17 protein-coding genes are annotated in these 23,550 nt (G+C 66.7%); 13 read left to right on the top strand and 4 right to left on the bottom strand.

The window, feature by feature from the left end; translation table 11 throughout:
- Window position 1: 1 nt before the first annotated feature.
- From HZB53_10010 to HZB53_10000, 3 genes are all read left to right on the top strand, one after another.
- Entirely contained in the window at window positions 2–886 is an 885-nt protein-coding gene (locus HZB53_10010; GenBank protein ID MBI5877976.1) for a hypothetical protein, read from the top strand.
- A gap of 32 nt (window positions 887–918) precedes the next feature.
- A complete protein-coding gene (glpD, locus tag HZB53_10005; GenBank protein ID MBI5877975.1) occupies window positions 919–2,577 on the top strand; it encodes a glycerol-3-phosphate dehydrogenase in 1,659 nt (552 codons plus the stop codon).
- A gap of 115 nt (window positions 2,578–2,692) precedes the next feature.
- The gene (locus tag HZB53_10000; GenBank protein ID MBI5877974.1) at window positions 2,693–5,089 is read left to right on the top strand and encodes an erythromycin esterase family protein; all 2,397 of its coding nucleotides are present in this window, start codon (window positions 2,693–2,695) and stop codon (window positions 5,087–5,089) included.
- A 7-nt stretch (window positions 5,090–5,096) separates the two neighbouring features.
- Here the strand turns inward: HZB53_10000 and HZB53_09995 are convergent, their stop codons facing one another.
- Together HZB53_09995 and HZB53_09990 are read right to left on the bottom strand one after the other, a co-directional pair.
- Entirely contained in the window at window positions 5,097–7,988 is a 2,892-nt protein-coding gene (locus tag HZB53_09995; protein ID MBI5877973.1) for a glycosyltransferase family 39 protein, read from the bottom strand.
- A 63-nt stretch (window positions 7,989–8,051) separates the two neighbouring features.
- Entirely contained in the window at window positions 8,052–8,453 is a 402-nt protein-coding gene (locus HZB53_09990; protein MBI5877972.1) for a hypothetical protein, read from the bottom strand.
- A 152-nt stretch (window positions 8,454–8,605) separates the two neighbouring features.
- On the opposite strand from HZB53_09990, the gene HZB53_09985 reads away from it, so the two are divergent.
- The 4 genes from HZB53_09985 (at window position 8,606) to HZB53_09970 (ending at window position 12,304) form a co-directional block, all read left to right on the top strand.
- Window positions 8,606–9,640, top strand: coding sequence for an Ldh family oxidoreductase (locus HZB53_09985; protein ID MBI5877971.1), 1,035 nt, complete (start codon window positions 8,606–8,608; stop codon window positions 9,638–9,640).
- A 92-nt stretch (window positions 9,641–9,732) separates the two neighbouring features.
- The gene (locus HZB53_09980) at window positions 9,733–10,122 is read left to right on the top strand and encodes an SRPBCC domain-containing protein (GenBank protein ID MBI5877970.1); all 390 of its coding nucleotides are present in this window, start codon (window positions 9,733–9,735) and stop codon (window positions 10,120–10,122) included.
- 127 nt (window positions 10,123–10,249) lie between these two features.
- Window positions 10,250–11,686, top strand: a complete 1,437-nt coding sequence (locus HZB53_09975; GenBank protein ID MBI5877969.1) for a hypothetical protein — start codon at window positions 10,250–10,252, stop codon at window positions 11,684–11,686.
- A gap of 42 nt (window positions 11,687–11,728) precedes the next feature.
- Window positions 11,729–12,304: a DUF421 domain-containing protein gene (locus HZB53_09970; GenBank protein ID MBI5877968.1), complete on the top strand. Its 576-nt coding sequence runs from the start codon at window positions 11,729–11,731 to the stop codon at window positions 12,302–12,304.
- Between the two features lie 257 nt (window positions 12,305–12,561).
- Here the strand turns inward: HZB53_09970 and HZB53_09965 are convergent, their stop codons facing one another.
- Complete coding sequence (locus tag HZB53_09965) at window positions 12,562–13,521, bottom strand: site-specific integrase (protein ID MBI5877967.1); 960 nt, start codon at window positions 13,519–13,521, stop codon at window positions 12,562–12,564.
- Between the two features lie 222 nt (window positions 13,522–13,743).
- On the opposite strand from HZB53_09965, the gene HZB53_09960 reads away from it, so the two are divergent.
- From HZB53_09960 to HZB53_09940, 5 genes are all read left to right on the top strand, one after another.
- Window positions 13,744–14,448, top strand: coding sequence for a glycosyltransferase family 2 protein (locus HZB53_09960; protein ID MBI5877966.1), 705 nt, complete (start codon window positions 13,744–13,746; stop codon window positions 14,446–14,448).
- 21 nt (window positions 14,449–14,469) lie between these two features.
- Window positions 14,470–15,192 carry a 1-acyl-sn-glycerol-3-phosphate acyltransferase gene (locus HZB53_09955; GenBank protein MBI5877965.1) on the top strand — a complete coding sequence of 241 codons (723 nt, stop codon included), beginning with the start codon at window positions 14,470–14,472 and terminating at the stop codon, window positions 15,190–15,192.
- A gap of 18 nt (window positions 15,193–15,210) precedes the next feature.
- Complete coding sequence (locus tag HZB53_09950) at window positions 15,211–15,915, top strand: glycosyltransferase family 2 protein (protein MBI5877964.1); 705 nt, start codon at window positions 15,211–15,213, stop codon at window positions 15,913–15,915.
- Window positions 15,916–16,393: 478 nt separating this feature from the next.
- On the top strand, window positions 16,394–18,784 hold the full coding sequence (locus tag HZB53_09945) for a helicase-associated domain-containing protein (GenBank protein ID MBI5877963.1): 2,391 nt from the start codon (window positions 16,394–16,396) through the stop codon (window positions 18,782–18,784).
- The gene (locus HZB53_09940; GenBank protein MBI5877962.1) at window positions 18,781–21,060 is read left to right on the top strand and encodes a helicase-associated domain-containing protein; all 2,280 of its coding nucleotides are present in this window, start codon (window positions 18,781–18,783) and stop codon (window positions 21,058–21,060) included. The genes HZB53_09945 and HZB53_09940 overlap by 4 nt, the downstream gene beginning before the upstream one ends.
- Window positions 21,061–21,122: 62 nt before the next feature.
- On the opposite strand, the gene HZB53_09935 is transcribed toward HZB53_09940, so the two are convergent.
- The gene (locus tag HZB53_09935) at window positions 21,123–22,262 is read right to left on the bottom strand and encodes a M20/M25/M40 family metallo-hydrolase (GenBank protein ID MBI5877961.1); all 1,140 of its coding nucleotides are present in this window, start codon (window positions 22,260–22,262) and stop codon (window positions 21,123–21,125) included.
- A gap of 543 nt (window positions 22,263–22,805) precedes the next feature.
- Here HZB53_09935 and HZB53_09930 point away from each other — a divergent pair.
- Window positions 22,806–23,327: a TraR/DksA C4-type zinc finger protein gene (locus HZB53_09930; protein MBI5877960.1), complete on the top strand. Its 522-nt coding sequence runs from the start codon at window positions 22,806–22,808 to the stop codon at window positions 23,325–23,327.
- Window positions 23,328–23,550 lie beyond the last annotated feature (223 nt).

Here is a 23,550-nt window from a genome sequence, read left to right as displayed (position 1 = left end):
CATGCGTATTATCTGCTGGTTTCTGCTGGCTGCGCTGGCGGCCGCGTGCGCGCCCGGCGTTACGCCGCCGTCTCCGTCGCCCGCCGCGCCGACTGCGCCCGTGATGGCGACGCCGGCCGTTACCGCGCCAAGCTGGCTGGCGATCGCGCACCGCGGCGGCGCGGGGCTGGCGCCGGAGAACACGCTGGCTGCGTTCCGCAACGGCATCGCGCTCGGCGCCGATGTGATCGAGATGGACGCGCACCTCAGCCGCGACGGCGTGCTGGTCGTGATCCACGATCCGACGCTGGAGCGTACGACCGACGGCAAGGGGTCGGTGGCCGACCGCACGCTGGCCGAACTGCAGGCGCTGAATGCGGCGGCGCGCTTTGGCGACGGGCGCTATGAACGTCAGCCAGTGCCCGCCTTCACGCAAGTGCTCGACCTGCTGCGCGACAACCGCGTGCGCGCCGAGGTGGAGATCAAGGCGCCGCCGCAGGGTCGCTATGCGGGCATCGAGGCGCAGATGGTGCAGGCGCTGTCCGAGCGCAACCTGCTGGGCCGCGTCAGCATCTCGTCGTTCGACTTCGGCGTGCTGGCCGACGTCAAGCGCGCCGACGCCTCGGCGCATACCGTCGCGCTGATGACCGCCGACTTCTTCCGCCGCATTCCGGTCGACATGCCGGCGCAGGTGATCGCGGCGGCGCAGGCGGCCGGCGCGGGGGCGATCGCCGTCAACAAGGACTACCTGACGGCGGCGATGGTGCAGGAGGCGCATGCGCGCGGCCTGCTGGCCGAGGTGTGGACGGTGGATAGCGAGGCCGAGATGCGCAAGTTCGCGGTGATGGGCGTGGATGGTATCATTACGAACAGGCCGGATACGCTTCTGCGCCTGCGAAATCAGTAGCGGCGGATCGTTCGCCGCAGCGAGGCGGAGTTATGGCAGTCACCCAGGCACGTCAGAACTGGCTGGAAGGCGGGGTATATGATCTGATCGTCATCGGCGGCGGCATCAACGGCGCGGGCGTTGCGCGCGATGCCGCCCAGCGCGGCATGAACGTCGCCCTGCTGGAGAAGAACGACTTCTCATCGGGCACGACCCAGGCGCCGACGCGCTTGATCCATGGCGGCCTGCGCTACCTGGAGCATTTCGAGTTCTCGCTGGTCTTTGAATCGCTGCAGGAGCGCGAAATCCTGCTTAAAATCGCGCCGCATCTGGTGAAGCCGCTGCCGTTTCTGATTCCGATCTACAAGCACAGCCGCCGCGGCGTGCTGCTGGTCAATATGGGTATGCTGCTGTACGACATGTTGTCGTGGAACAAGAGCCTGCCGCACTACAAGCCGCTTTCGGCGAAGCAGGTGTTGGAGATGGAGCCGGGGCTCGACCCGGACGGCCTGCAGGGCGGCGTGATGTACTACGACTGCCAGGTCGACTGGCCGGAGCGACTCTGCCTGGCCAATGCGCTGGCCGCGCGCGCCGATGGCGCATACGTGCGCAACTACACCGAGGTGATCGGCTTCCTGGGCACGGCGCAGAGCGTCGAGGGCGTGCGCGTGCGCGAGAGGCTGACCGGCCGTGAGTATGAGTTGCGCAGCAAGCTCGTGGTCAACGCCGCCGGGCCGTGGGCCGATGCGGTCACGAACTTGCTGACCAAAGAAGAGCCGCGCCGCGTTTTGCAGACCAAAGGTACGCACCTGGTCGTGCCGCCGTTCGCGAACGCGCCGAAGCACGCCATCTACATCGAGGCCAAGAGCGACGGCCGCCCGTACTTCGTCGTGCCGTGGGTCGGCACGATGCTGATCGGCACGACCGACGACCCGTACGACGAGAACCTCGACGATGTGCGCCCGACGGAACAGGAGGCGCGCTACCTGCTGAACGAGGTGAACGCGATCTTCCCCGGCGCGCACCTGACCACCGAGGACGTGCAGCACACGTACACCGGCCTGCGCGGGCTGCCGCTGCAGAAGGGCAAGTCGACGGGCGCCGTGTCGCGCCGCTCGTTCGTGCATGACCACGAAAAAGAAGCGGGCGTGCGCGGCTTGATCTCGATCATCGGCGGCAAGCTGACGGCGTATCGCAGCCTCGCCGAGGAAGTCGTGGACCATGCGCAGGCGAAGCTCAAGCTGCCCGGCGTCAAGCCGTGCCGCACACGCACGACGCCGCTGCCCGGCGGCGACATCGCGGATATCGCCGCGTATACCAGCGCCGAGAGCGAGGCGCAGGCGCGCCAGTACGAGTTGCAGCCGTCGCAGATCGCGCACCTGATCGAGCTGTACGGCACGCAGCACAAGGACGTGCTGGCGCTTGTCGCGGCGACGCCCGCGCTGGGTGTGCGGCTCATGAAGTCGCGCCCGGACATCGCCGCCGAGGTGGCGTTCGCCGTCGAGCGCGAGATGGCGGTACGCCTGTCGGACTTCTTCGTGCGCCGCAGCGGCCTGGTGACGTGGGATGGCCGCGACGAGGGATTGGTGCGCGGCGTGGCCCGCATCTTCGCCGAGCGCTTGAAGTGGGACACCGCGCGCACGGAAGCCGAAATCGAGGCATGGCGCGACGAGCGCGAGCGCCTGTTTACGTTGCAGGTGCCGCTGGGCTAATCCGCCGGGCGCGTTCCGGCGTATATTAAAATAGAGCGCGGGTCGCAACCCGCGCCCCATCGCTTGCAGTCATAGACCTGCCAGCGCGGCACGCCGCCGGCAGATCTTCGCATATATGCGCATCTCAGCCTGGCGCTACCTCATTCTGCTGGCGGCCTTGCTCTCGGCTTGCGAGCAAGCCGTCGCTACGCCTGCCCCGCGCGGGCGGGCGTTCCCCACCGCGCTGCCGCTCGCACTTACAGCGGTTCCCACCATGCTGCCCGTCAGCGTGGTGCCAACACCCACCGCAGTCGCCATCGCACCGCTGCCCGACGGCTGGCGAGAGTGGCTGGCCGGCCATGCGCAGCCGCTTGCGCTCGACCCGGCATCCGGTACGGCCGATCTCGCGGCGCTCAAGAGCCTCATCGGCGACGCGCGCGTGGTCGTCGTCGGCGAGCCGGCGCACGGTGCGCATGAGTTCGCGCAGTTTCGCGGCCGCTTGCTGTCGCTGCTGGCCGGGGAGATGGGGTTCACGACGGTCGTGCTTGACGCGCCGTGGGGCGACGTGGCGCCGCTGAACGATTACGTCGTCGACTCGCGCGGCGATCCGCAGCGCCTGCTCGGCCGGCTGGCTGACGGCTGGAACTCCGATGAAACACTCTCGCTGCTCGCGTGGCTGAACGCGTTCAACCGCGCGGCGCGCGGTACGGGACAGGTGCGGCTGGCCGGCATGCGCGCGGGGCTGCCCGCCGCGGCGATGGACATGGTCGAGGAGTTCTTTGCGGGTCGCGGTGATGCCGCCGCCCTGCGCCAGGCGCGCAGCCGCTTCGCATGCCTGCGCCCGTACGCGCGCATCGGCACCGGCTATTACAGCCTGCCCGATCAGGTGACGAGCGATTGCCGGGCCGACCTGCAGTCCGTGCTAGACGATCTGCGCACGAATGAATCACATCACTCCGACCCGGACGCGTATGCGCAGGCGCTCATCGGCGCGCGCGTCGTGCTGCAGGGCGAAGACCTGCTGATGCTGGAGGCCGGCCTGGGCGCGGCCGCGCTGGATGCGCGCTACGCGGCTGAGAACATCCTGTCGATGCTGGGGCCGGGCGAGCGCGCGGTGGTCTGGGTGCAGACCGCGCAAGCCAACCTGACAATGGAGGACCCGAAGAGCGTAGCAGCCCTGCTGCGCGAGAAGCTGGGTGACGGCGTGCGCAGTATGGCCTTCAGTATGCTGCGCGGCCGATTCGTGGCGACGCCCAGCGTGCTGGAAAGCCCCGGGGTGCGGAACGCCAGCCTGCCGCCGTCCGGTTCGTACGAGAAGTTATTCGGCGAGGGTGCCGGCAAGTCGTTCTGGCTCAACCTGCGCGATCCGTCGGCTGGCGATCCCGGCGCGGCCTGGCTGACTGTCCCGCGCCTGTTCCGTGCCGCCGGCGCCGACTACGATGAATCGCGCCCGGGCACGCATTTCACACCGCTGACGCTGAGCCGGTCGTTCGATGCAGTCTTCTTTGTGCCGGAGGTGACGCCGGTGCTGACCCTATACAGCGGCGTGTCGCTGTCGTCGCCGTTCGGTCCGCCGCGCAATTTGGACATCGAGGAAGGCGGCGCGGGCTGGGCGTCGTTTGGCGCGCTGCCGGCGGGCTATGCGTTCACCATTGACCGCAACGCGCCGCCGCAGGGGCTGCAAAGCCTGCGCCTGAGCTACACAGCGGCGACCGCGCCGGCCGGGCGCGCCATGATCGGCCAGACGATCAACGCGCTGCGCTATCGCGGCCAACGCCTGCGTGTGTCGGCGCTGCTGCGCACGGAGGACGTGACAAGCGGGGCGGGGCTGGCCGTGACGATGGTGCCGCTGCGCGCCGCGACGTTCGCGCTGATCGTGCGCGACAGCATGGAGGGGCGCGCGCTGCACGGCGCGCAGGCGTGGCAGCGCCAGTCGGTCGTGGTCGACGTGCCCAACACGGAAATGAGCCTGGCGTTTGGCGTGTGGCTCGATGGGCCCGGCTCGGTCTGGCTGGACGATGTGCAGATCGAGACGGTTGGCATGGACGTGCCGGTCACGTATGCGCTTGGCTTGCCCGCGCAGCCTGGCAACCTTGATTTTGCCGCGGGGACGGCGGGCTGGATGCTCGATGCGATTCGGCAGTCTGACTGGACGTTCGGCGTGGAGCCGGGCGCACACAACGGCGCGCCGGCCTTTCGGTTAAGTGCGCAGGCGGCGAGGCCAAGCGGGGGCGGCATCGTCCAGCAACTGCTCAGCGCCGAAGCGTATCGCGGCAAGCGGGTGCAGTTGAGCGGCATGCTGCACAGCGCGGCGGTCGGCGGGCGCGCCGGGCTGTCGCTATCGGCGTCCAGCCAGCGCATGGTATGGAACGCGCCGAACCCGCCGCGCATCAGCGGCACGACCAACTGGACGCCGGTCTCCGTCTCATTCGATGTGCCTGACAGCGCCGAAATGCTGCGCCTGCAGCTGTCACTGGATGGCCCGGGACAGTTCTGGATCAGCGGCCTGCGTTTTGAGGTTGTGACGCCGTAAGTAACGATTACCGCAACGTGATGCTGTCGATGTCCCAGTGATCGCCGGCTGCCCGGCCGCCCGGCGCGACCACGGGCAGGCGCGCGCCGTCCCGCGGGTTGTACAGTCCGACGCGCAGTGTGTAACTGCCCGGTGGTACACCACCGAGCGGCAGCACATGCCGGTCGGTCAGGTACTCTCCGCTGATCCAACTCGTCGTTCGCAGGGCGCCGCCGCCCGGTTCGCCGTCACTCTGGGCGACGATGCGGCCGTTCGGCCCGATCAGATGCAGGAACACCTTGTAGTCAACGCTCGTCGTTCCCCGCGCCTGCCAGTAGAGTGTCACGCTGAGTTCGGATCGGTTACTATCTGCTGCCTCTACGCCCGCTAACTCCGCCAGGTCACCAAACGCGGGTCCGGCCTCGGCGCCGGCTGCCGCGGGGCGCTGCATTGTATGCGGACGTCCACGGAGTTCCACCGTGCCCAGATCGAAGCGGTCAGCGGGCATGAGCGACCACCCAGACCGCACGGACGCTCGTGCTTCGCCGTGGTTCACCGCGAGCGAAACAGCGTATCGTCCATCCGGCAGGTTGGCCGGCAACATGATAGAGAGCGGGTCGCGCACCAGCTCTCCGCTGACCCAGTCCGTCGTGGGGTAGATGCCATCAACGGGTGCGGACACGTGCTCGGCTATGCGCGTTCCGTTGGCGTCAGATATCTGAAGGACGATCCATGTGTCAGCGCGTGGCATCTGCAACGCGCGCCAGCGCACCTCGACGGCGAGCGTGTCGCCCGGACGGGTCTGTGCCGGCAGTGGCGTATGCTGGTCAAGCGCCAGCCGGTCGCCAAAGACGGCCTCGTATTGAAACGGCAAGCTATCCAATAGTGTGACCGGCCTGACGGTGCGCTCGACACGCAGGCGGCCGAGGGTGGCTTGCGTGCCGCTGTTCGGAACCGGCAACTCCTTGCTGGTCGCCGGATCGTAGACGGCCAGCCGGATTTCGTAGTCGCCCGGTGGCGTGCCGGCCGGCACGCCTAACTCCACGCTGGCGGGGAGCGCGCTTCCTGCGCCCCACTGCGACGCCGGGTAGAGCGCGCCCGCCAACGGACCATCGGCTTGTGCCCAGCGATGTCCGGCACGGTCGTATAGCCTGAGCGAATAGCGATAGTCGGCTGGCAGCGCGGCCCGGGCTTCCCACAGCAGCGATAGCGCGGCGTCATGACCGGCGGTCACGGATACCGGGACAGTCCAGCCGAGCAGGGCCAGGCGGCGATCGAACACCATGCTTGCCGTGGGCAGGCTGACCGGGAAGGAGGGCGCTTCGCGGGACAGGTAGCCCTGTACGCGCACGAAGCGTGTACCCGGAACCGAAAGCTCGTCGAACTTCGTGGCGCGCTCGTTCAGCGCGCGGCGCACGACAGCCTGCGGGTCCGTCATCTCATCGTATGACTGCAGGACCCACAGCCGCGCATGCCGTGACAGGATCATGTCGAGCGTGCGCATCGTGGTCGCTGCATCCGTGAGATAGTAGTCGGCGGACGGGTCGCCCCAGCCAAGACTTGGCGAGCCTTCCAGCGAGCCGGTCTGCGCGATGATCACGCTCCCCGGCGGGTCGTCGCTGCGATAGTCAGCTAGCCGTCCGCGCCAGCCGTCCGGACCGGCGTAATAGTAGTCGAAGGCTGTGTGCGTGAAACCGGCATTGATCAGGATGGCATCGCCTGGCCGCACCCGCGCCGACAAATACGCGACGGCGCGTCGGTAGCCGTCTTTGGCGTAATCGGTGTCGAAACGGCGATGATCTTCCGCGTACCAACTGCCGACGGCGTACAGCATCAGCACGGCCAGCGCCAGCGGTCGCGAGCGCTGCCAGACCACACCGATGCCTGCCGCCAGCACGATGTAAAATGCCGCGCTGTAGATAAAGACGTAGCGGACATAGTAAAGCGGCGTGACGAGCGAGCCGGCGAGCACGAGGGCGATGGGCACGACGGTGGCGCCGGCAAGCCAGAACCGCCGCACGCGATCCAGAGCGTTGGTGGCATACACCAGTGCGATCAGATAGACCAGTGCCATCGCCAGCACGATAGGCTGCATGTCCGGCGCAGACAGCAACTGGCCGACGGCGAGCGCTTTGAGGCTTTCGGCCAGCGCGGTCAGCGGATCGACGAAGGTCCGCCACGGCGGTGCAGGCGGGTCAATTGTCTGGCGCACGATAACCGGCAGCCACGGCGCGAAGAGAAGCAGCACCAGCAGATGCACCAGATGCCAGTTGCGTAGCTGTCGCCAGGATCGTTCGCTGCTGCTTGGTGCGCTGCGCGCCTTCCACCAATCGGCCAGCAGCGGGACGACGCCCCAGGCATACTCAAACACCCACAGGAACAAGATGTAGTAGTGCGCGTAGAGCGCCAGGACCAGCGTGCCGGCATAGGCTATCACCAAACCCTTGCGCTTGTCGGCATTGAACCGCGGCATCGCCAGTCGCGCAAACAACACGAGCGAGAGGAGCGCGCCCGCCGCCGCGAGGATATACATGCGGGCTTCCTGCGCGTACCACAGGTTGAATGAGGATGCGCCAATGAGCGCCGCCGTTAGGATGGCGACCGGGCGCCCGAACCAGTCGCGCGCCAGCCGGTACGCGAGCGCCACGATCAGCATGCCGAGCATCACGGAGAGAAAGCGCGCCGCGAACTCGCCGGGCCCCGCAACGGCAATCCAGGCGTGCAGGAGCAGGTTGTAGAGCGGCGGGTGCATGTCGCCCGTTGCGTACATAATCACGCGGGCGGCGGGCTGCTGCGCTGCAACCAGGCTGACCGACTCGTCGTACCAGAGGCTCTGCGCGTCCAGTTGCGCAAGGCGCGCGCCGAACGAGACCAGCAAGATCAGCGGGAGGAGGAGTCTCGCGGACAACCGACGGGCCATGAGTGTGTCGATCGGGCGGCGTTTGCGGGCATACGTGCTGTACCATGCCGGCCCAAAGCCGTGCTACAATACGGCGCGCCTACGGTCGCGCAGCCAGCCGGTCAGGCGGGTTGCCGCGATGCCGGCCAGTCCGCCCGCCCAATCGGTCGCGATGTCGAACGTCTCGGCGGCGGTCCAGCCGTGCCCCTTGTACGACAACTGCGCGGCTTCCTGGGCCAGTGCGACGAGCGTGACGGCCACGGCGATGAGCAGCAGTTGGCGCGGCGATGCGCCGCCGCCGAGCACCCTTGCCAGCAGCACGGCCAGCCCGGCGAAGATGAGCGCGTGCATGACAATGTGGGCGATCTCGTAGTCGAAGACGCTGTTGAAGGCCCGCGCGTAGCCTGTCGAGAAGACGGTCGGCCACCCGAACGGAAACAGCGCGGCGACGACCCAGAAGGCCAGAACCAGAACCGCTCGTTTCATCATCGTTCCGTTGACGTGTATCATACACCCAATTCCGGGACCGGGAGTTACCGTTGCCGCGCGCTGCCGGTGGGAAGGCGCAACTGTGCGGAGCGCCGTGCGGCCCACTGCGCTGTGCGACCGATCTAATTCACGAGGAGCCCTGACCCCCTATGCCGTTCATTCCGATCGAGAAGCTGCGCGACTTTGGCGCACGCGTGTTTATCGCGGCCGGCGCCGAGCCGGATATTGCCCGCCGCGTCATGACGAACCTGGTGCGCGCCAACACTTACGGCATCCACTCACACGGCGTCGTGCGCTTCGCCGACTATGTCAACGCCGTCAAGCGCGGACAGGTCAAGGCGAACGCGCGGCCCGTGATCGTGCAGGAGACGGCCGTCATCACCGTGGTGGACGGGCGGTGGGGCTTCGGCCAGGTGGCCGCCGAGTTCGCCATGCAGCAGGCGATTGAGAAGGCGAAAGCGACCGGCGTCGGCATCGCGACGTTGCGCAACTCGAACCATGTCGGCGCGATCGGCGAATACACCGAGATGGCGGCCGATGCGGGGCTGATCGGCATCGCCATCGTGAACGGCATCGGCAAGCTGGTGGCGCCTTTCGGCGGCCGCCAGCGCCAGTTGAGCACCAACCCGTTCGCGTTTTCGGTGCCGGTGCCGGGCGGCCGGCCGATCATCATGGACTTCGCCACCAGCGTGGTCGCCGAGGGTAAGCTGAAGGTTGCGCGCAACAAAGGCGCTAAAGTGCCGCACGGCTGGGTGCTCGACAAGAACGGGGAGAGCACGGACGATCCGAATGAGTTCTACGACCGCGGCATGCTGCTGACGCTCGGCGGGCTTGGCAGCGGCCACAAGGGCTATGGCCTGAGCATCATGTCGGAGATCATGGGCGGCCTGTTGAGTGGCACCGGTGCGGCCCTGCTCGGCACCGCGCCCGCGAACGGCTGTTTCTTCATGGCCCTGCAGGTCGATGCGTTCCGGCCCGCCGACGAGTTCCTGGCCGATGTGCGCAAGCTGGTCGACGAGCTGCGTGCGACGCCGCCGCGCCCCGGTGTCGAGCGCGTGCTAGTGCCGGGCGACCCCGAAGCGATGGCCGAGGAAAGACATCGCCGCGACGGGATCGAGTTGGACGACGTGACGTGGCAGACGATTGTGGATGCCGCGCGCGGGCAGGGCGTTTCATACGAGTAGGCCGCCGTAACAACCAGCCGGGCCCGGCATAGCGCCGGCCCTGGTACTGCGCGCCCCGCGCGGGCGCGCGTAATGAGGGAGGGAATACAGCAATGACACGCCCATTCACTTTGTCAGCCGTCATGCCAGCCACGCCCGACGAGATCTACCGGTCCTGGCTGAGCAGCCGCGGGCACGCGGCGATGACCGGCAGCCCGGCCAAAGCCAGCGTGCGGGTTGGCGCCCGCTTCACCGCCTGGGACGGCTACATCTGCGGCAAAAACCTTGAACTGGATCCGGGCAAGCGCATCCTGCAAGCGTGGCGCACCAGCGAGTTCGCTGAAGCCGACGAAGACTCGCTGGTTGAAGTCACCTTCAAACCGAGCGCCAACGGCACGCGCGTCACCATCCGGCACTCGCGCCTGCCCGCGCATGGCGCGCAGTATCGCCAGGGCTGGATCGATTTTTACTTCAAGCCGATGAAGGCGTATTTCTCCCGCTGATCGCCGCGTGTAACCGCTGGCGACTAGCGACTAGCAACTAGCAGAGCGCCGGCGGCTTTGACTTTTCCGGTCTGTTCTCCTAACATCAGGGGTGCCCGTGCGCGCACACGCACAGACCGCATTCCCTATGTATTCCACGCAACCACCCGCCGGTCCGCCCAGCCTGTCCGATCGCGAGATGCAAGTCCTGCGCCTGGTGGCGACCGGCGCGACCAATAATCAGATCGCACTCGAGCTGTCAATCAGGCCGAACACCGTCAAGGTGCACCTGAACAACATCTACACGAAGCTCGGCGTGCAGTCGCGCACGGAGGCGTCGCTGTTTGCCGTACGTCAGGGTTGGATCGAGATCGAGCGCGTTCATGCACCTGCGGCGGCGCCTGCGGTCGAGCCGCTTGCGACAGTCGCGGAAGCACCGATCGAGTCGGAAGCGGTGGCTGTGGCAATTGTGGAGACCATCGTGCCGGCGAACGGGCCACAAGCCGAACCGCCCGGCGCGCCGCCTCGGCCGGATATAAGGCCCGCAGGCGCATGGCTGCGCGCCGGGGTGATCGTCGCCCTGCTTGCCATGGTGCTGGGCGGCGCCTACATCGCCATGAGCGGTGCAGGCCGCCAGCCCGCCCCGGAGCCAACCCGCGCGCCGCAGAACGCCGTGCCGCTTCCGCCCGTGGCCGTTGATCGCTGGCAGTCGCGTGCCGCGCTCGAATCGGCGCGCGCGGCGCTGGCGGTGGCAGCGGCCGGCGGCACAATCTACGTGATCGGCGGGCAGAGCGATGGCGCAACGTTGACTGGCACGCTGGCGTTTGACCCGGCGGGGAACCGCTGGACGCCGAAAGCGCCAAAGCCGACGGCCGTGCAGGGCGCCGGCGCGGCGGCCATTGGGGGGCGCATCTATGTGCCGGGCGGCTGCGATGCGCAGGACCAGCCGCTGGCACCGCTCGAGATCTATGATCCGGCCCATGATGCGTGGCAGGCTGGCCCGGACCTGCCGCAACCGGTCTGCCACTATGCGATCAGCGCGCTCGAAGGCAGGCTGTACGTGATCGGCGGCTGGGATGGCGCCAAAGCGGTCTCGGCCGTATGGGCGTTTGACCCGGCGCGCGGGCAGTGGATGGAGCAGGCATCGTTGCCGTCCGCGCGCTCGGATAGCGGGGCGGTGGTCGCCGGTGAGCGCATTTACGTCATCGGGGGGCGCGACGGCGAGCGCTTGCTGCCCGATCTGCTGGCGTTCGATCCGGGGGCGGGCGTTGCCGCCGCGGCATGGAGTGCGCTGCCGCCGATGCAGAACGCCCGCGCCGGGGCCGGCGTCGCCTCGCTGGCCGGCAATATCTACGTGTTCGGCGGCGGTTGGTCGGCCCCGCTGCCGAAGAACGAGCGTTTCGACACACGCGCCAACGCGTGGACGCCGATTGAGGATGCGCCTGACCCGCTCTGGCGCATTGGCGGTGCGTCTGCGCTCGACACGAGGATATATCTCTTCGGTGGTTGGAGCGGCACCGCGAGCGCGTCCGTGCACGAATACACCGCGCTGTACCGTTTCTTCATCCCCAATTCCGGCAACTGATACGCCGCCTGTGCGCTGGGAGGTGACTTCATGAGCGACACCATGTGGACCGACATGTTCGCGTTGAGCTTGCCGTGGCTGGAAAAAATCCTGCGCCCCATTTTCGTCTACCTGTTTCTGGTGGTCGCGCTGCGGCTGGCGGGCAAGCGCGAACTGGCGCAGTTGAACCCGTTCGATCTGGTGGTGCTGCTGACGCTATCCAACACGGTGCAAAACGCGATCATCGGCGAGGACAACACCGTGACGGGCGGCATCATCGGCGCGATCAGCCTGCTGGTGGCCAACTACGTCGTCGTGCGCTTCGTGTATTCAAATCGCGAGGTCGAGCAGATCGTCGAGGGGGACGCCGAGCCGCTCATCGAAAATGGCAAGCTCAACCAGGCGCGCATGAAAGAGGAGCTGATTACCGTGCCGGAACTGGAGATGGCGGCGCAGCGGCAGGGGATTATGGCGCTGTCCGAAGTGCAGCGCGCGGTGCTGGAGCCGGGCGGCGCGATCGTCTTCGTTGCGCGCCAGCCCGATCCGGACGAGACACGGCATAGCGAACTGCTGGTGCGCCTCGATGCGCTGACCCGCGAGGTGGCCGCACTGCGGGCGCAGGCTAGGCCCGCCGCCTGAGCGCGCGCTAGGCGCCCACTTCGATCACCCGGCGCCTAGAGCATCTTGCAGAACCATCGGGCACGCCATGCGGTTCGCCGGGGAGGGGCAGGTCTTTGACCTGCCCAGCGGACAGGCCAAAGGCCTGTCCCTACATGCGTCGTGCAGCACCGTATCGGATCATTTCGCAAACCGCTATAGACGCCCGAGCACCAGAGATTAAGTCTCCTGGTGCCCAGGCGTTTTTTCATCTGCGGCGGGTGCCTGCCTGGCACACGCTACAGTGCCGCTTCGGCCAGTTGCTTGATGCGCGGCAGTGTCTCGCTCGTCCACGTGATCTGCGATAGCCCGTACTTCTTCCGCATCGAATCGGGTGGCACGCCTGCCTTGTAGTCGCGCACGGCGGCCGTCATGCGCAGTCCCTCGAACGTCACTCCATCGGTCAGCTCGGCTTCCTGGCCGGTCAACGTCAGCACGCGCTCCAGGTTGCGCGCCGCCACCTCGAACAGCTTCTCCTTGGGGCGGTACTGGCTGCGGTACACCATTAGGGTATCGGCGAAATCCTTCGGGAGATAGAGCCGCCGTTCCTTGAGTGCGTGGCGTGGGTTGCCGTAGCGAATCCAGACCGTCGGCGCGCTCGCGTCCGACAGGTCGAGGTGCTCCAGCCGGATGCCGGCGCACTCGCCCTTCTTCATGCCGGTTTGCAATAGCAGTGAAATCAGCAGGTACGGGCGCGCGTCGGGCTTTTCCGCGCCGAAATGCTGCCGCGCCACCGCCAGCAGGCGCGCAATCTGATCCTCGTACAGAATCTTGGGCAGTGGGTCGGTGCTGCGCTCGTGAATCAGCGGGGCGGCCGGGTCCACCTCGATAATCCGGGCGTCATGCAGCCACTTGAAGAACACTTTGAGCGTCGTCAGCCGGCGCTCGAGCGACTTCGTCTTCGAGGGCACGTCGCGCTCGTGCTTCAGCCAGTGCATGTACGCGCCGATATCGCGCGCCGTCACCGCGCCGATGCGCCGGTCGGCGCCCGCATGATGTGCGTACAGCTTTAGGTCGAGCAAGAACGCTTTGACGGTGTGTGGGCTCAAGCCTCGCCGTATCATCTCCTCGTTAAACGATTGCGTAGCGGCGACAAGCGACGAGCGCTTGTTGAGCTCCTTGGCTTCGCTGAGCGGTGCTGCCGCAGCGTCGCCATTGACGGGTTGGTCAAACAGCGACAGTTGCTCGGATTTCGACACTGTTCGTCTCCCTCACATACGGTTTGGCCACAGTCATTTTACACGAGAATCGATCGATATTCCGTCAACAGCGCCAATCACTCCCCGCCGTTTTGGCATACTGGCAGGGATTGGCGTCTGCTGCGCAGATTCTGGTGGAAAGTGGCCTAACCGGGCGCTCAAAACCGTGTACGGTAATTGTGGCGAAGGGGATTGGCATATCTTGCAGACACGGAGGCTGACATGCTCGTATCGGTCGTGATTCCGGCATACAACGAAGAGCGCTACCTGCCCGGTTGCCTGGCCGCGCTGGGACAGGTTGAGCACGCAGATTTCAACGTCGAAGTTATCGTCGTGGACGACGGTAGCACAGATCACACTGGCGCGATTGCGACCAGCTATGGAGCACGGGTGATTCGGCAACCGAATGGGGGTGTTGCCCGGGCGCGACAGGCTGGATTTCAAGCGGCGCGCGGGGAAATCATCGCTTCGACCGATGCCGACACGGCTCCGGCCGCCGATTGGCTCACGCGCATTGTTGCCGGGCTGGGGCATGACCCACGGCGGGTCGCCATCCACGGCTCCGTGCGCGTCCTGAATCGCTCTCACCTCGAAGACTCGTTGATATTCAACTTGGGTATGGCGTTTCTTGGCCTGAATCTCGCGCTTAAACGCCCGTCGTTCTCCGGGGCCAATTTCGCGGTGCGTCGCAGCGCCTGGCTGGCGGCCGGCGGTTTTGACACCAGCCTGGCATCGGCGGAAGACCTTGATCTGTCCTGCAAGCTTCAGCGCATCGGCAGGATCGTTCTGGATCCGCAGATGGTGGTATTCACCAGTGACCGCCGCTTGCGCGAGGGGTACACGGAAGTGTTCAAGCACTCCATGACGAACTATGTACGTGTGGCCTGGCTCCATCGCACCGCGTTGCCCTTCACTAACATCCGGTAGTTCCTTCAGGAGGCGCTCGCTATGATGACCAACACAATCTCATTCCACAGCGTCGACCATATCTCCGTGCGCCTGCCGGCGAACTGCCGGGCGCTACGCGCGATCTTGCGCATGGCCGGGCGCGCGCTGTTCGATATCCGCGTCGAGGGACGCCGGAACGTGCCGCGCGGCAACTGCGTCATCGTCGCCAATCACCTGTCCTGGCTTGACGTGCTGCTGCTGATGATCTACCTGCCGCCCGAGCCGCGCGTCTATGTGCTTGGCGCGGCGCAAGCGGTCGATCGCCCGTGGAAAGCGCGCCTGATGGAGTGGGTGGACTGCATGATCCCGGTAGTGCGCGGCGCGGAATGGGTTGGCAAGGATGCGCTGACGAAGCCGCTGAAGGTCCTGCGGGCCGGCGCGTCGCTGTTGCTGTTCCCGGAAGGCGAGGTCGGCACGCGTGAAGGGCAGTTGCTGCCGCTGAAGACCGGCATCGGCCACCTGCTGAAGCGCGCCGATGTGCCGGTGCTGCCGATCGCCCTGAGCGGCACGCGTGAGCTGTGGTGGCACAAGCCGATCCGCATTATCGTCGGCCAGCCGTTCCACGCGAGCGTGCCGCGCGGTGACCTTCACTCGGCGGTGCCGCACATCGTTGCGCAAGTGGCCGAGCAGTTACGCCGCCTGCTCCCGCGCTACGAAGAACAGGCGCATGTCTGGAAACCGTTGCGCCATCTGCTGACCGACCTGCCCGATCACGGCGTATAGCCCCGCAAGGAGGATGCCATGCTCGTCTCAGTTGTGGTGCCCGCATACAACGAAGATAACTACATCGGCGCATGCCTCAACTCCCTGCGCCAACTGGAACATCCGGACTTCGACGTCAAGCTGATCGTCGTGGACGACGGCAGTACCGACCGTACCGGCGCGATTGCCGCCAGCTTCGGCGCACGCGTCGTGACGCAGCCAAACGGCGGGGTAGCGAAGGCGCGGCAGACCGGATTCGAGGCGGCGCGCGGCGCGATCATCGCCTCGACCGATGCCGATACGACGGTTCCAGTTGACTGGCTTGAACGCATCGTGGCAGACCTGCGCGCCCGGCCGAATGCAGTCGCGGTACACGGTCCGATCCGCTACCACGAACGCGCTTTCGTGGAGCAGAACCTGATCTATTGCGGAACCACGGCCATTCAATGGCTGCACTGCGCCATCGGGCGCCCGGCCTTTGTCGGCTCGAACTTCGCTGTCCGGCGCGAGGCGTGGAAGCAGGTCGGCGGGTTTGATCTCACCTGGGCCTCGTACGAAGACGCGGGGCTCTCGATGAAGTTGCGCAAGGTTGGATTGGTCATGTATGACCGGCGCCTGGTCGTTCGCACGAGCGCCCGGCGCATTCGCGCCGGTTATCGCGAGGTGCTGGGCTTCTACGGCAAGAACTATGTGCGCGTGCTCTGGCTGAATAAGCCTGGCCCGCCGTTCAAGAACATACGCTAGGCACCGGCGGCTGGCAGCCGTGGTGGTCGGCAATAACGATGGTCTACCACCTCCACCGCCAGTTAGCTCGTACACTTTGCAGCAGAGAACCTGTGAGGCCTTGAAACCTGCGATGGGTCGACGATGCGGGTAACAGCAATTCTCATTTTGGAGTCGGCCGCCAGGTGGCCTCCTCATCCCCTGGCCCCTGCTCCCCCGCGCACCTCCCCCCGACCCCCTCCCAACGAAGTTGGGAGGGGGTCGGGGGGAGGGCAACGCCGCTTTCTTGTCGAGCCAGCATGCGTGACAAGCACCAGGGGGGCCAGTTCATAGCAAGCCGGCAATGGAAAGTACCCGCCCAGGGCCAAAATGAGAATTGCTGTGCGGGTAATCATCAGATGGCCCCGCGTAGTGGTATAATGCGCGCTAGCATACCATGCGCCCGGCGACGTGCCGGAGCGCTCATTCTGCGCGCCGCCACAGTGCGGCATCAACGATCATGCCCAAACGCATCCAACCTCGCGAGACATACGAATACCTCGACGACGACGATAGTTACGACGAGTACGGTCCATTGGAATTGACCGAAGAGGACATCGCCGAGCTCGTCGACCCGATAGTGGCCGCCGCCGGATTGCTCCTATTTGAAACCGGCACCGTCAGCATGTGCAATGTATCGGAAAGCACGCTCTCGGCGGTGGTGCTCGACGATGGCCAGATCCGCCGGCCGCGCTTCGAGCTCGATGCCGACACGTTCGCCTGCGACTGCCCGCGCTCCGAGAAGCCGCGCGACCGCACCCCCTGCGTGCACGTCGCGGCGCTGTTGTACGCCTGGGCGCGCGCGCCGCACACGTTCGCCGGTCTGGGCGACTATGACGGCGGCGCTGGCTCCGTGCTTGAGCTGTTGGACATGACGCCCGAGCAGCGCAAAGCCAGCGGGATGGCCTCCATCGAGATCGAGGCCATGGCGCGCCTGGTGCGCCGCGCGCCGCCGGAAGTGCGTAACGCGTTCAGCCGTCTGAACATCAATGCGCCAGCGTCGACCCTCGCGACGATCCAGACGGAGTTGAACTGGACGCGCGCCGACGTGGATTTGGCGCGGCTGGCGGTCATGCTCGACGGCCTGAGCGTGGCGCAACTGCGCGCGGTCGCGGCGCGGCGCGGCATCCCATTACAGGGGAATGCCAAAGCGCCGATCATCGAGACGCTTGCCGCGCAACTGGGCGCCGCCGCGCCGCCGCAACTCACGCCGGACGAAGAACTGCTCCTGCAGATTGAAAACACATTGTACGGACTGACCGATGCGCCGGCCGATCGCGACCTGCTCCAGGCGTGGAAGTGGCGCCGCAGCGGCGACGCCGGGCGCGCGCGTCCCGCGACCGAGGGCTTGCAGACGGCCGGCTACCTGTTCCCCTGCATGCTCGAAGACGGCCAGCCACATTACCATTGGTCGCCCGTGCTGCACGGCGAAGACGTGCCGCTGCTGCCCGTGCACGTCAAGCCGGTTGAACGGACCAAGGGCTTGCGCGTCGTCGCGCCGGCCATGCCGGTCACCGCCTGGATCGACGCGGCGCTCGACATGACGACACAGGCGCCCTTGCACATGCGGGTGCAGAACGTGCCGGCCGGCCGGGCCCGGCCGTTCGCGCAGGGCGGCTGGGAAATCATGCCGGAAGAAGCGGGCGATCCGCGCCCGTCATTCAATTTTCAGGGCCTGACGGTGCCGTTGCGCAGCCGTTTGACGGACGAGTCGCTGGATGCGCTCGGCGCGCTGACGGGCGAATCGCGCTTCTTCGCTGCGTGGCTGGGCGCCGATATGACCGGAATGGGGCTGGCCGCCGCGCGCGCCGACAGCGCGGTTGCCGTCGACCCCGCGCTGCGCGCTCACTGGCAGGCGAAAACGATCGCAGAGCAGATCCAGACCGTGTGGGACGGCTACCTGGCCGGCGTGGGCGCATTCGCCGAATTGCGTATGGCATTCGCCGGCACGCCGCTGGTCTTGCGCCGCAGCGGACTTGATCCGACGTTCGACATGCCGGCGCTGACGGCCGAAATCGGCCTGGGCCGGGAGTTTATCGCTCGCTTGCTGCGCAGCTGCCCTGCCGGTGAATGGCTCGCGTTCGATTCGCTGGCCGACATCGTCCGCGCCTGGCGCGCGGACTTCTTCCGCCATAGCACCGAGCCGAGCACCTGGTGGTTCGCCGACGCGAAGTCGCACCGGCGGCTGGACGCCACACGACAGTCCGACTGGCAGACCGCCTGGCGGCCGGCGCTCAACGCCATGCTGTGCGGGCCGCTGAACTGGCTCGGCGTGGTCGAGCTCGGCTATGCCGGCGACAAACTGGCCGCGTTTCGCATCACGCCGCTGGGCGCGTGGCTGGTCAGCCGTGGCCGCGCCGGCGCGCCGCCGGCGACCGCCCCCGGCGATTCCGTGGCCTGGCTCGACCATCAGACATTCCGCGTGCGCGGCGGCGCGGCGGCGCACGCGCTCACGCAGTTGCGCCCGCTGGCCGAACCGGCCGGCGCGCCGTTGACATTCCGCGTCACCGCGGCCGCGCTGTCGCGCGCTGTCGAGAGCGGCATCGGCGCGGCCGCGATCGTGCAGCGTTTCGCCGACATGGGCGCGCCGCTGCCTGCCGATCTGCGCGCGCTCGCCGAGCGACTGGCGGCCAACTTCGGCCGTCTGCACCTGTACGAGAAGCTCACCGTCATCGAGCTGGCAGACGACATCGCCCTGCGCGAACTGCTGGCCGGCACCTCGCTGCGCCGGCTGATCATCCACCAGTTCTCGCCGCGCCTGGTCGCTGTGCGCGACGACGCGGTCGACGAGTTCATGGCCGAGTTGACGCGCAAGGGCTACACTCCGCTGGTGAAGCAGGCAGCGCAATGAAACTCATCGACCTGCTGGCCGGCTACGACGCCAACACGCTCAAGGCGATCGCGCGCAAGCGCGGTGCCGGCGACAAGGGCAACAAGAACGACGTGATGGAGCGGCTGGCCAGGGATCTGGCGCGGGCCGACGGCATCGCGCGCGCGTTGAAAGACGCGCGCCCGGTGGAGCAGGAGATCATCGCGCACGTCCAGCGCTCCGGCCATGTGGTGAACGCCTTCGCCCTGCGGCGCGTCCTGCTGGCGCGCAAGCTGGTCAAGCCCAGCGAGCGGCGCGACAATTACTCGCAGGAGCTTAAACCCGGCAACCCGGACTACGCCGGTAAGCCCGCGCTCGAAGACGCTGTCGCGCACCTGACGGCGCTGGGCATCGTGTTCTCGCGCGGCGTCGCCGCCGCCGGCGGATATCGCACGGTGCTGGGCTGGGATCTCGGCATCGAGCTGATCATCCCGGATGAGGTGCGCCCGCACCTGCCGCTGCCGCCGGAGCTGGCGCGCACCGCGGTCGCGCCGGCGCGCGTCGTCGAAGGTTCGCCGCGCATCTTTCAACGCGATCTCTCCCGCATCTGGAGCTACGCGCGGCGCAGCGGCGGCCTGACGCTTTCGACCACCGGCTGGCTGTACAAGAAAGACGCGCGCGAGCTGGTCAAGTTGCTGGGCTGGAGCGCCGACGCCAAGGCCGGCGAAGATGACCTGCCGCGCCTGTACTTCGCGCGCCAGCTGCTGCGCGCGCTCAATCTGCTGCGCGACGGCGACGGTCAGGTGATCGGACAGAGCACAGCGCTTAGCCCCGTCGACGACGGCTACTGGGCGCGACCGGCGGCCGAGCGTGCCAATCGCGCCTTCGAGTCGTACCGCACCAGCACGTACTGGAATGAATTGCTCGCGCCGGCGGGCGCCAGCGGCTACGATCGCCGGCGCCGCGCGCCCGCCGAACTGGCGGTGGCGCGCGCCATGCTGCTCAAGCACTGCGTGCAACTCGGCGTCAATCATTGGGTGGCGCTCCCCGATCTGCTGGACCGCGTGCGGCTGGCCGATTACCAGTTCCTGTTCCCGCGCCAGCCGATGGCCTACGGCTCGAGTTACGGGCAGTACTACACACCGTACATCGGCGGCGGCAATCCGTACAACGTCTCATACCCGGGCATCCATGACGAAGCCGAAGGCTGGGAGCAGGTTGAGGCGGCCATCCTGGCGCACATGCTCAGCGGGCCGCTGCACTGGCTCGGCCTGATCGATCTGGGCTACGAGAAAGAGCGGCTGGTCGCCTACCGGCTGAACGCCTTCGGCGCGTGGCTGCTGGGGCAGGGCGGCGAGATTGCGCTCGATCACGAAGGCGGGCGCATCGTGGTGCAGCCCAACTACCAGATCGTCGCCATGGAGCCGATTCGCGACGACGTGCTGCTGACGCTCGAGGAGTTTGCACAGTTCGAGGGCGGCGACAACGCGCTGAGCTACACACTGAGCCGCGAGTCGGTCTATCGCGCGCAGCGCGCCGGCTGGGATGGGCCGCGCATCGCCGCGTGGCTGGTCCAGGTCTCCGGCGCGCCGCTGCCGCAAAACGTCCAGCGCACGCTGGAGGAGTGGCAGGCGCAGAGCCAGCGTATCGTCATTCGCCGCAGTGTCACCGTGCTGCATGCCGACAGCGGCGAGACGCTGGACGCGCTGAACCGCGTGGCAAGCCTGGCGCCGCTGATCGGGCAACGCCAGCACGCGACCGTCGCCCTGCTTGACGCGCCGTTCGCCGACGCCGGCCGCGCACTGCGCGAGGCGGGCTGGCCGCTGCTCAGCACACGCGCCGGACAGACCAGCGCGCCCGCCAGCCTGACCGCCGACGCCGATGGACGGCTGCACATGGTCGGCCGCGTGCCGAGCGTCTTCGCGCACGGTGCGGTCGAGGCGTTCGCGGAGTTAGGCGAAGACGGGCAGGCGCGCATTAGCGCAGACAGCGTGCGCGCGGCGGTCGCGCAGAATATCAGCGTGCCCGAGATCATCAAGCGACTGGAATCCGTGCATCGCGGCCCGGTGCCCGACGCCCTGATCCGGCGTATCCGCGCCTGGGGACGATACTACGGGGACGCGCGTCTGGGCACGCTGGTGCTGATCGAGTTCCGCGATGACGCAGCGCGCGCCGAGTTGCTGGCCGATCGCGAACTGGCGCCCTACCTGACGCGCTTTGACGCGGGGCCGCGCGCGCTGGCGGTCGTGCGCGCCGACGCGCCGGAAACCGTGCGGCAACTGCTGGCCGAGCGCGGCGTCGAGATCACGGCGTTATAGCGGGACGCGTGAAATAAAACACACCGCCGGGGTTGTCCCTGGCGGTGTGTTTTGCCGCCTAATTACTGCACGCCCCACCACGTCTCGTAGATCATCGCGGCCTTCTCCAACTCGGCAATATCCACCCACTCGACGTCGCGGTGCGCGCGCTCGATCGAGCCAGGGCCGAACACCACCGCTTCCTTCGCCAGCCCGGCGTAGCCGAACATGTTCGTGCCATACGGCGCGGTCGTCGGCGCCATGCCGCCCCACTCCGCCAGTTGCCGGATCCACGGCGTATCGGGCGACTGGTGGAACGCTTCGATGCCGCCCTTGTAGTCCATGGTCACCGGTAGCGGACAGTGCTTCTGGGCGAATTCGAAAAGGTCCGCCGCGATCTGGTCGGGCTTCTCGCCAACGATCAAGCGTCGGCTGACAATGACGTGGCACTTGTCCGGGATCACGTTGCGCGCCTGGCCGCCGTGCGCGATCGTCACGCTCATTTTCGGATGGCCCATGTCGCCGGTAGGCGGCAACTGGTTCAGGCGCTGGTTCTCCTGGTCAAGCGCAATGATCAGATGCGCGGCCGCCGTGATGGCGTTCTGCCCGAGTTCGGGCTGCGACGAGTGCGCGGCCACGCCCTGCACCTCGAACTCGATGCCCGCGCCGCCCTTGTGCCCGTGGATCGGCGCGCACATCGTCGGCTCGGCCACCAGCAGATGATCCGGCACGATGCCCCGTGCGCGCACCCACGTGCCGCACGCTTCGGCGCCGCCCGCACCCGTTTCCTCCCCGATCGTCGCGCCGATGACCAGGTTCGTGTTCAGGTTGCGGCCCGCGCGCCGGGCCGCCTCGATCACCGCCAGCGCAATCGCCAGGCTGGCCTTGGTGTCGACCGAGCCGCGGCCGTATACGCGCCCGCCCGCGCTGCGCCCGTCGAACGGATCGCCCTGCATCGTCTCGACGCCGACTGTGTCGGTGTGCACATCGACCACAGCCCAGCGTGACGAGCCGTTGCGCCAGACGCCATAGACGTTCGGGCGTCCCGGCTTCACCTCTTCGACCGTCACTTCAGCGCCCACCTGCTTGAACCACCCGGCCAGTGCCGCTGCGATCTTGGCCTCGCCGGCCTGCCCGGCGCGCGGCCCGGCGTTCTCCGGCCCCACGCTCGGGATCTGAACCAGCCGTCCGAGCCATTCGACAATTCGTTGGGTGTCCGCCATACAGCCTCCGTGTTTGACTGTGGTGTGCAACGCGAGGGAAAGTAACACAGAATGAGCCGGTTTGTCAATTGCGCCCCGGCTATGGTCAGCAATTCTCAATTTGGCTTTGTACGGGTACTTTCCAATGCCGCTTGCGATGCGCTGGCCCTCAGGCGCTTGTCACGCAAGCTGGCCCGCCGAAAAAGTGACGCGCACCTCCCCGTTAGCTTTGCCCCTTCTCCCCCGCGCGCGCGGGGGAGAAGGGGCAGGGGATGAGGGGGCATATTGGCAGCCGACTCCAAAATGAGAATTGCTGGGCTATGGTCATTGCCCACATCGTTGCGTATCGCGCAGATCAGGACCTTACAGTCGTAGTCGCCGGCTGTACCTGCCATATGCAGATGTTGAATAGCACGCCACGCAGCGCTCCGAACGTGTGCCCTCGCCAAACCAATTCGCTTACCTAAGCACTCTGGGAATCACAGATACATTGACGGTTCCTTGAAACCATGGTATAAGTGCTGGCAATTTTGGTATCATACCGTTTGAATTCAGGAAGTGATAATGCCTCAGCAGACAGCCAAGAACAGCAAGCATTCCAAGCCAGTCCCGGCCAAGAGCGGGCGCGCCAAAGCTCCCGGCGTTAGCGCCAAGACCGGCAACGGAGCGGCCAGGTCGGGGAATGGCAATGGCGCCGCCAGGGCCGCAGCGCTCAAAGCCGATTCGAAAACCGATGGCAAGAAGCAGAAGCGCGAGCGCCTGAACGAAGAACGCGCGGAAGCCGAGTTGGAACTGGGGCGCCTGCGCGGGCAAATGCAGATCGAAATCGAGCACGACTCGGACGAGGGCGACCCGGACGTATACGAGCGCGAGAAACTGCTGGCTGTGATTCGCACGCTGGAAGACAAGGTCGGGTCGATCGACGACGCGATGAAAGCGCTCGATCAGGGCCACTACGGCGTCTGCGAGCGCTGCGGCGCGGAGATCGGAGCGGAGCGGTTGCGGGCGTTACCCGGCACGACGCTGTGCGTCAAGTGCAAGGCCGAAACGGAAAAGATGCTCAAGCGCGGCTTCGTACCCGAATAGCCATTCCCGGTAACTATGCAAAAGCCCTGTGCGCCCGCACGGGGCCTTTTTGTTGCGGCGACGCAGCGCAGTCAACACGACCGCAGCAATTCTCATTTTGGCTTTGGACAGGTATTTTCCAATGCCGGCTTGCTATGAACTGGCCCCTGGTACTTGTCACGCAAGCTGGCTCGACAAGAAAGCGGCGTTGCCCTCCCCCCGACCCCCTCCCAACGGAGTTGGG

This window comes from Chloroflexota bacterium (assembly GCA_016235055.1).
Taxonomy (GTDB): domain Bacteria; phylum Chloroflexota; class Anaerolineae; order JACRMK01; family JACRMK01; genus JACRMK01.
The sequence above is the reverse complement of the archived record's forward strand: the minus strand, read 5'-3'. Positions and strand labels throughout refer to the sequence as shown.

Coding starts and splice junctions, on each gene's coding strand:
- HZB53_10010 (MBI5877976.1), top strand. CDS start 2: ATGCGTATTATCTGCTGGTTTCTGCTGGCTGCGCTGGCGGCCGCGTGC.
- glpD (MBI5877975.1), top strand. CDS start 919: ATGGCAGTCACCCAGGCACGTCAGAACTGGCTGGAAGGCGGGGTATAT.
- HZB53_10000 (MBI5877974.1), top strand. CDS start 2,693: ATGCGCATCTCAGCCTGGCGCTACCTCATTCTGCTGGCGGCCTTGCTC.
- HZB53_09995 (MBI5877973.1), bottom strand. CDS start 7,988: ATGGCCCGTCGGTTGTCCGCGAGACTCCTCCTCCCGCTGATCTTGCTG.
- HZB53_09990 (MBI5877972.1), bottom strand. CDS start 8,453: ATGAAACGAGCGGTTCTGGTTCTGGCCTTCTGGGTCGTCGCCGCGCTG.
- HZB53_09985 (MBI5877971.1), top strand. CDS start 8,606: ATGCCGTTCATTCCGATCGAGAAGCTGCGCGACTTTGGCGCACGCGTG.
- HZB53_09980 (MBI5877970.1), top strand. CDS start 9,733: ATGACACGCCCATTCACTTTGTCAGCCGTCATGCCAGCCACGCCCGAC.
- HZB53_09975 (MBI5877969.1), top strand. CDS start 10,250: ATGTATTCCACGCAACCACCCGCCGGTCCGCCCAGCCTGTCCGATCGC.
- HZB53_09970 (MBI5877968.1), top strand. CDS start 11,729: ATGTGGACCGACATGTTCGCGTTGAGCTTGCCGTGGCTGGAAAAAATC.
- HZB53_09960 (MBI5877966.1), top strand. CDS start 13,744: ATGCTCGTATCGGTCGTGATTCCGGCATACAACGAAGAGCGCTACCTG.
- HZB53_09955 (MBI5877965.1), top strand. CDS start 14,470: ATGATGACCAACACAATCTCATTCCACAGCGTCGACCATATCTCCGTG.
- HZB53_09950 (MBI5877964.1), top strand. CDS start 15,211: ATGCTCGTCTCAGTTGTGGTGCCCGCATACAACGAAGATAACTACATC.
- HZB53_09945 (MBI5877963.1), top strand. CDS start 16,394: ATGCCCAAACGCATCCAACCTCGCGAGACATACGAATACCTCGACGAC.
- HZB53_09940 (MBI5877962.1), top strand. CDS start 18,781: ATGAAACTCATCGACCTGCTGGCCGGCTACGACGCCAACACGCTCAAG.
- HZB53_09935 (MBI5877961.1), bottom strand. CDS start 22,262: ATGGCGGACACCCAACGAATTGTCGAATGGCTCGGACGGCTGGTTCAG.
- HZB53_09930 (MBI5877960.1), top strand. CDS start 22,806: ATGCCTCAGCAGACAGCCAAGAACAGCAAGCATTCCAAGCCAGTCCCG.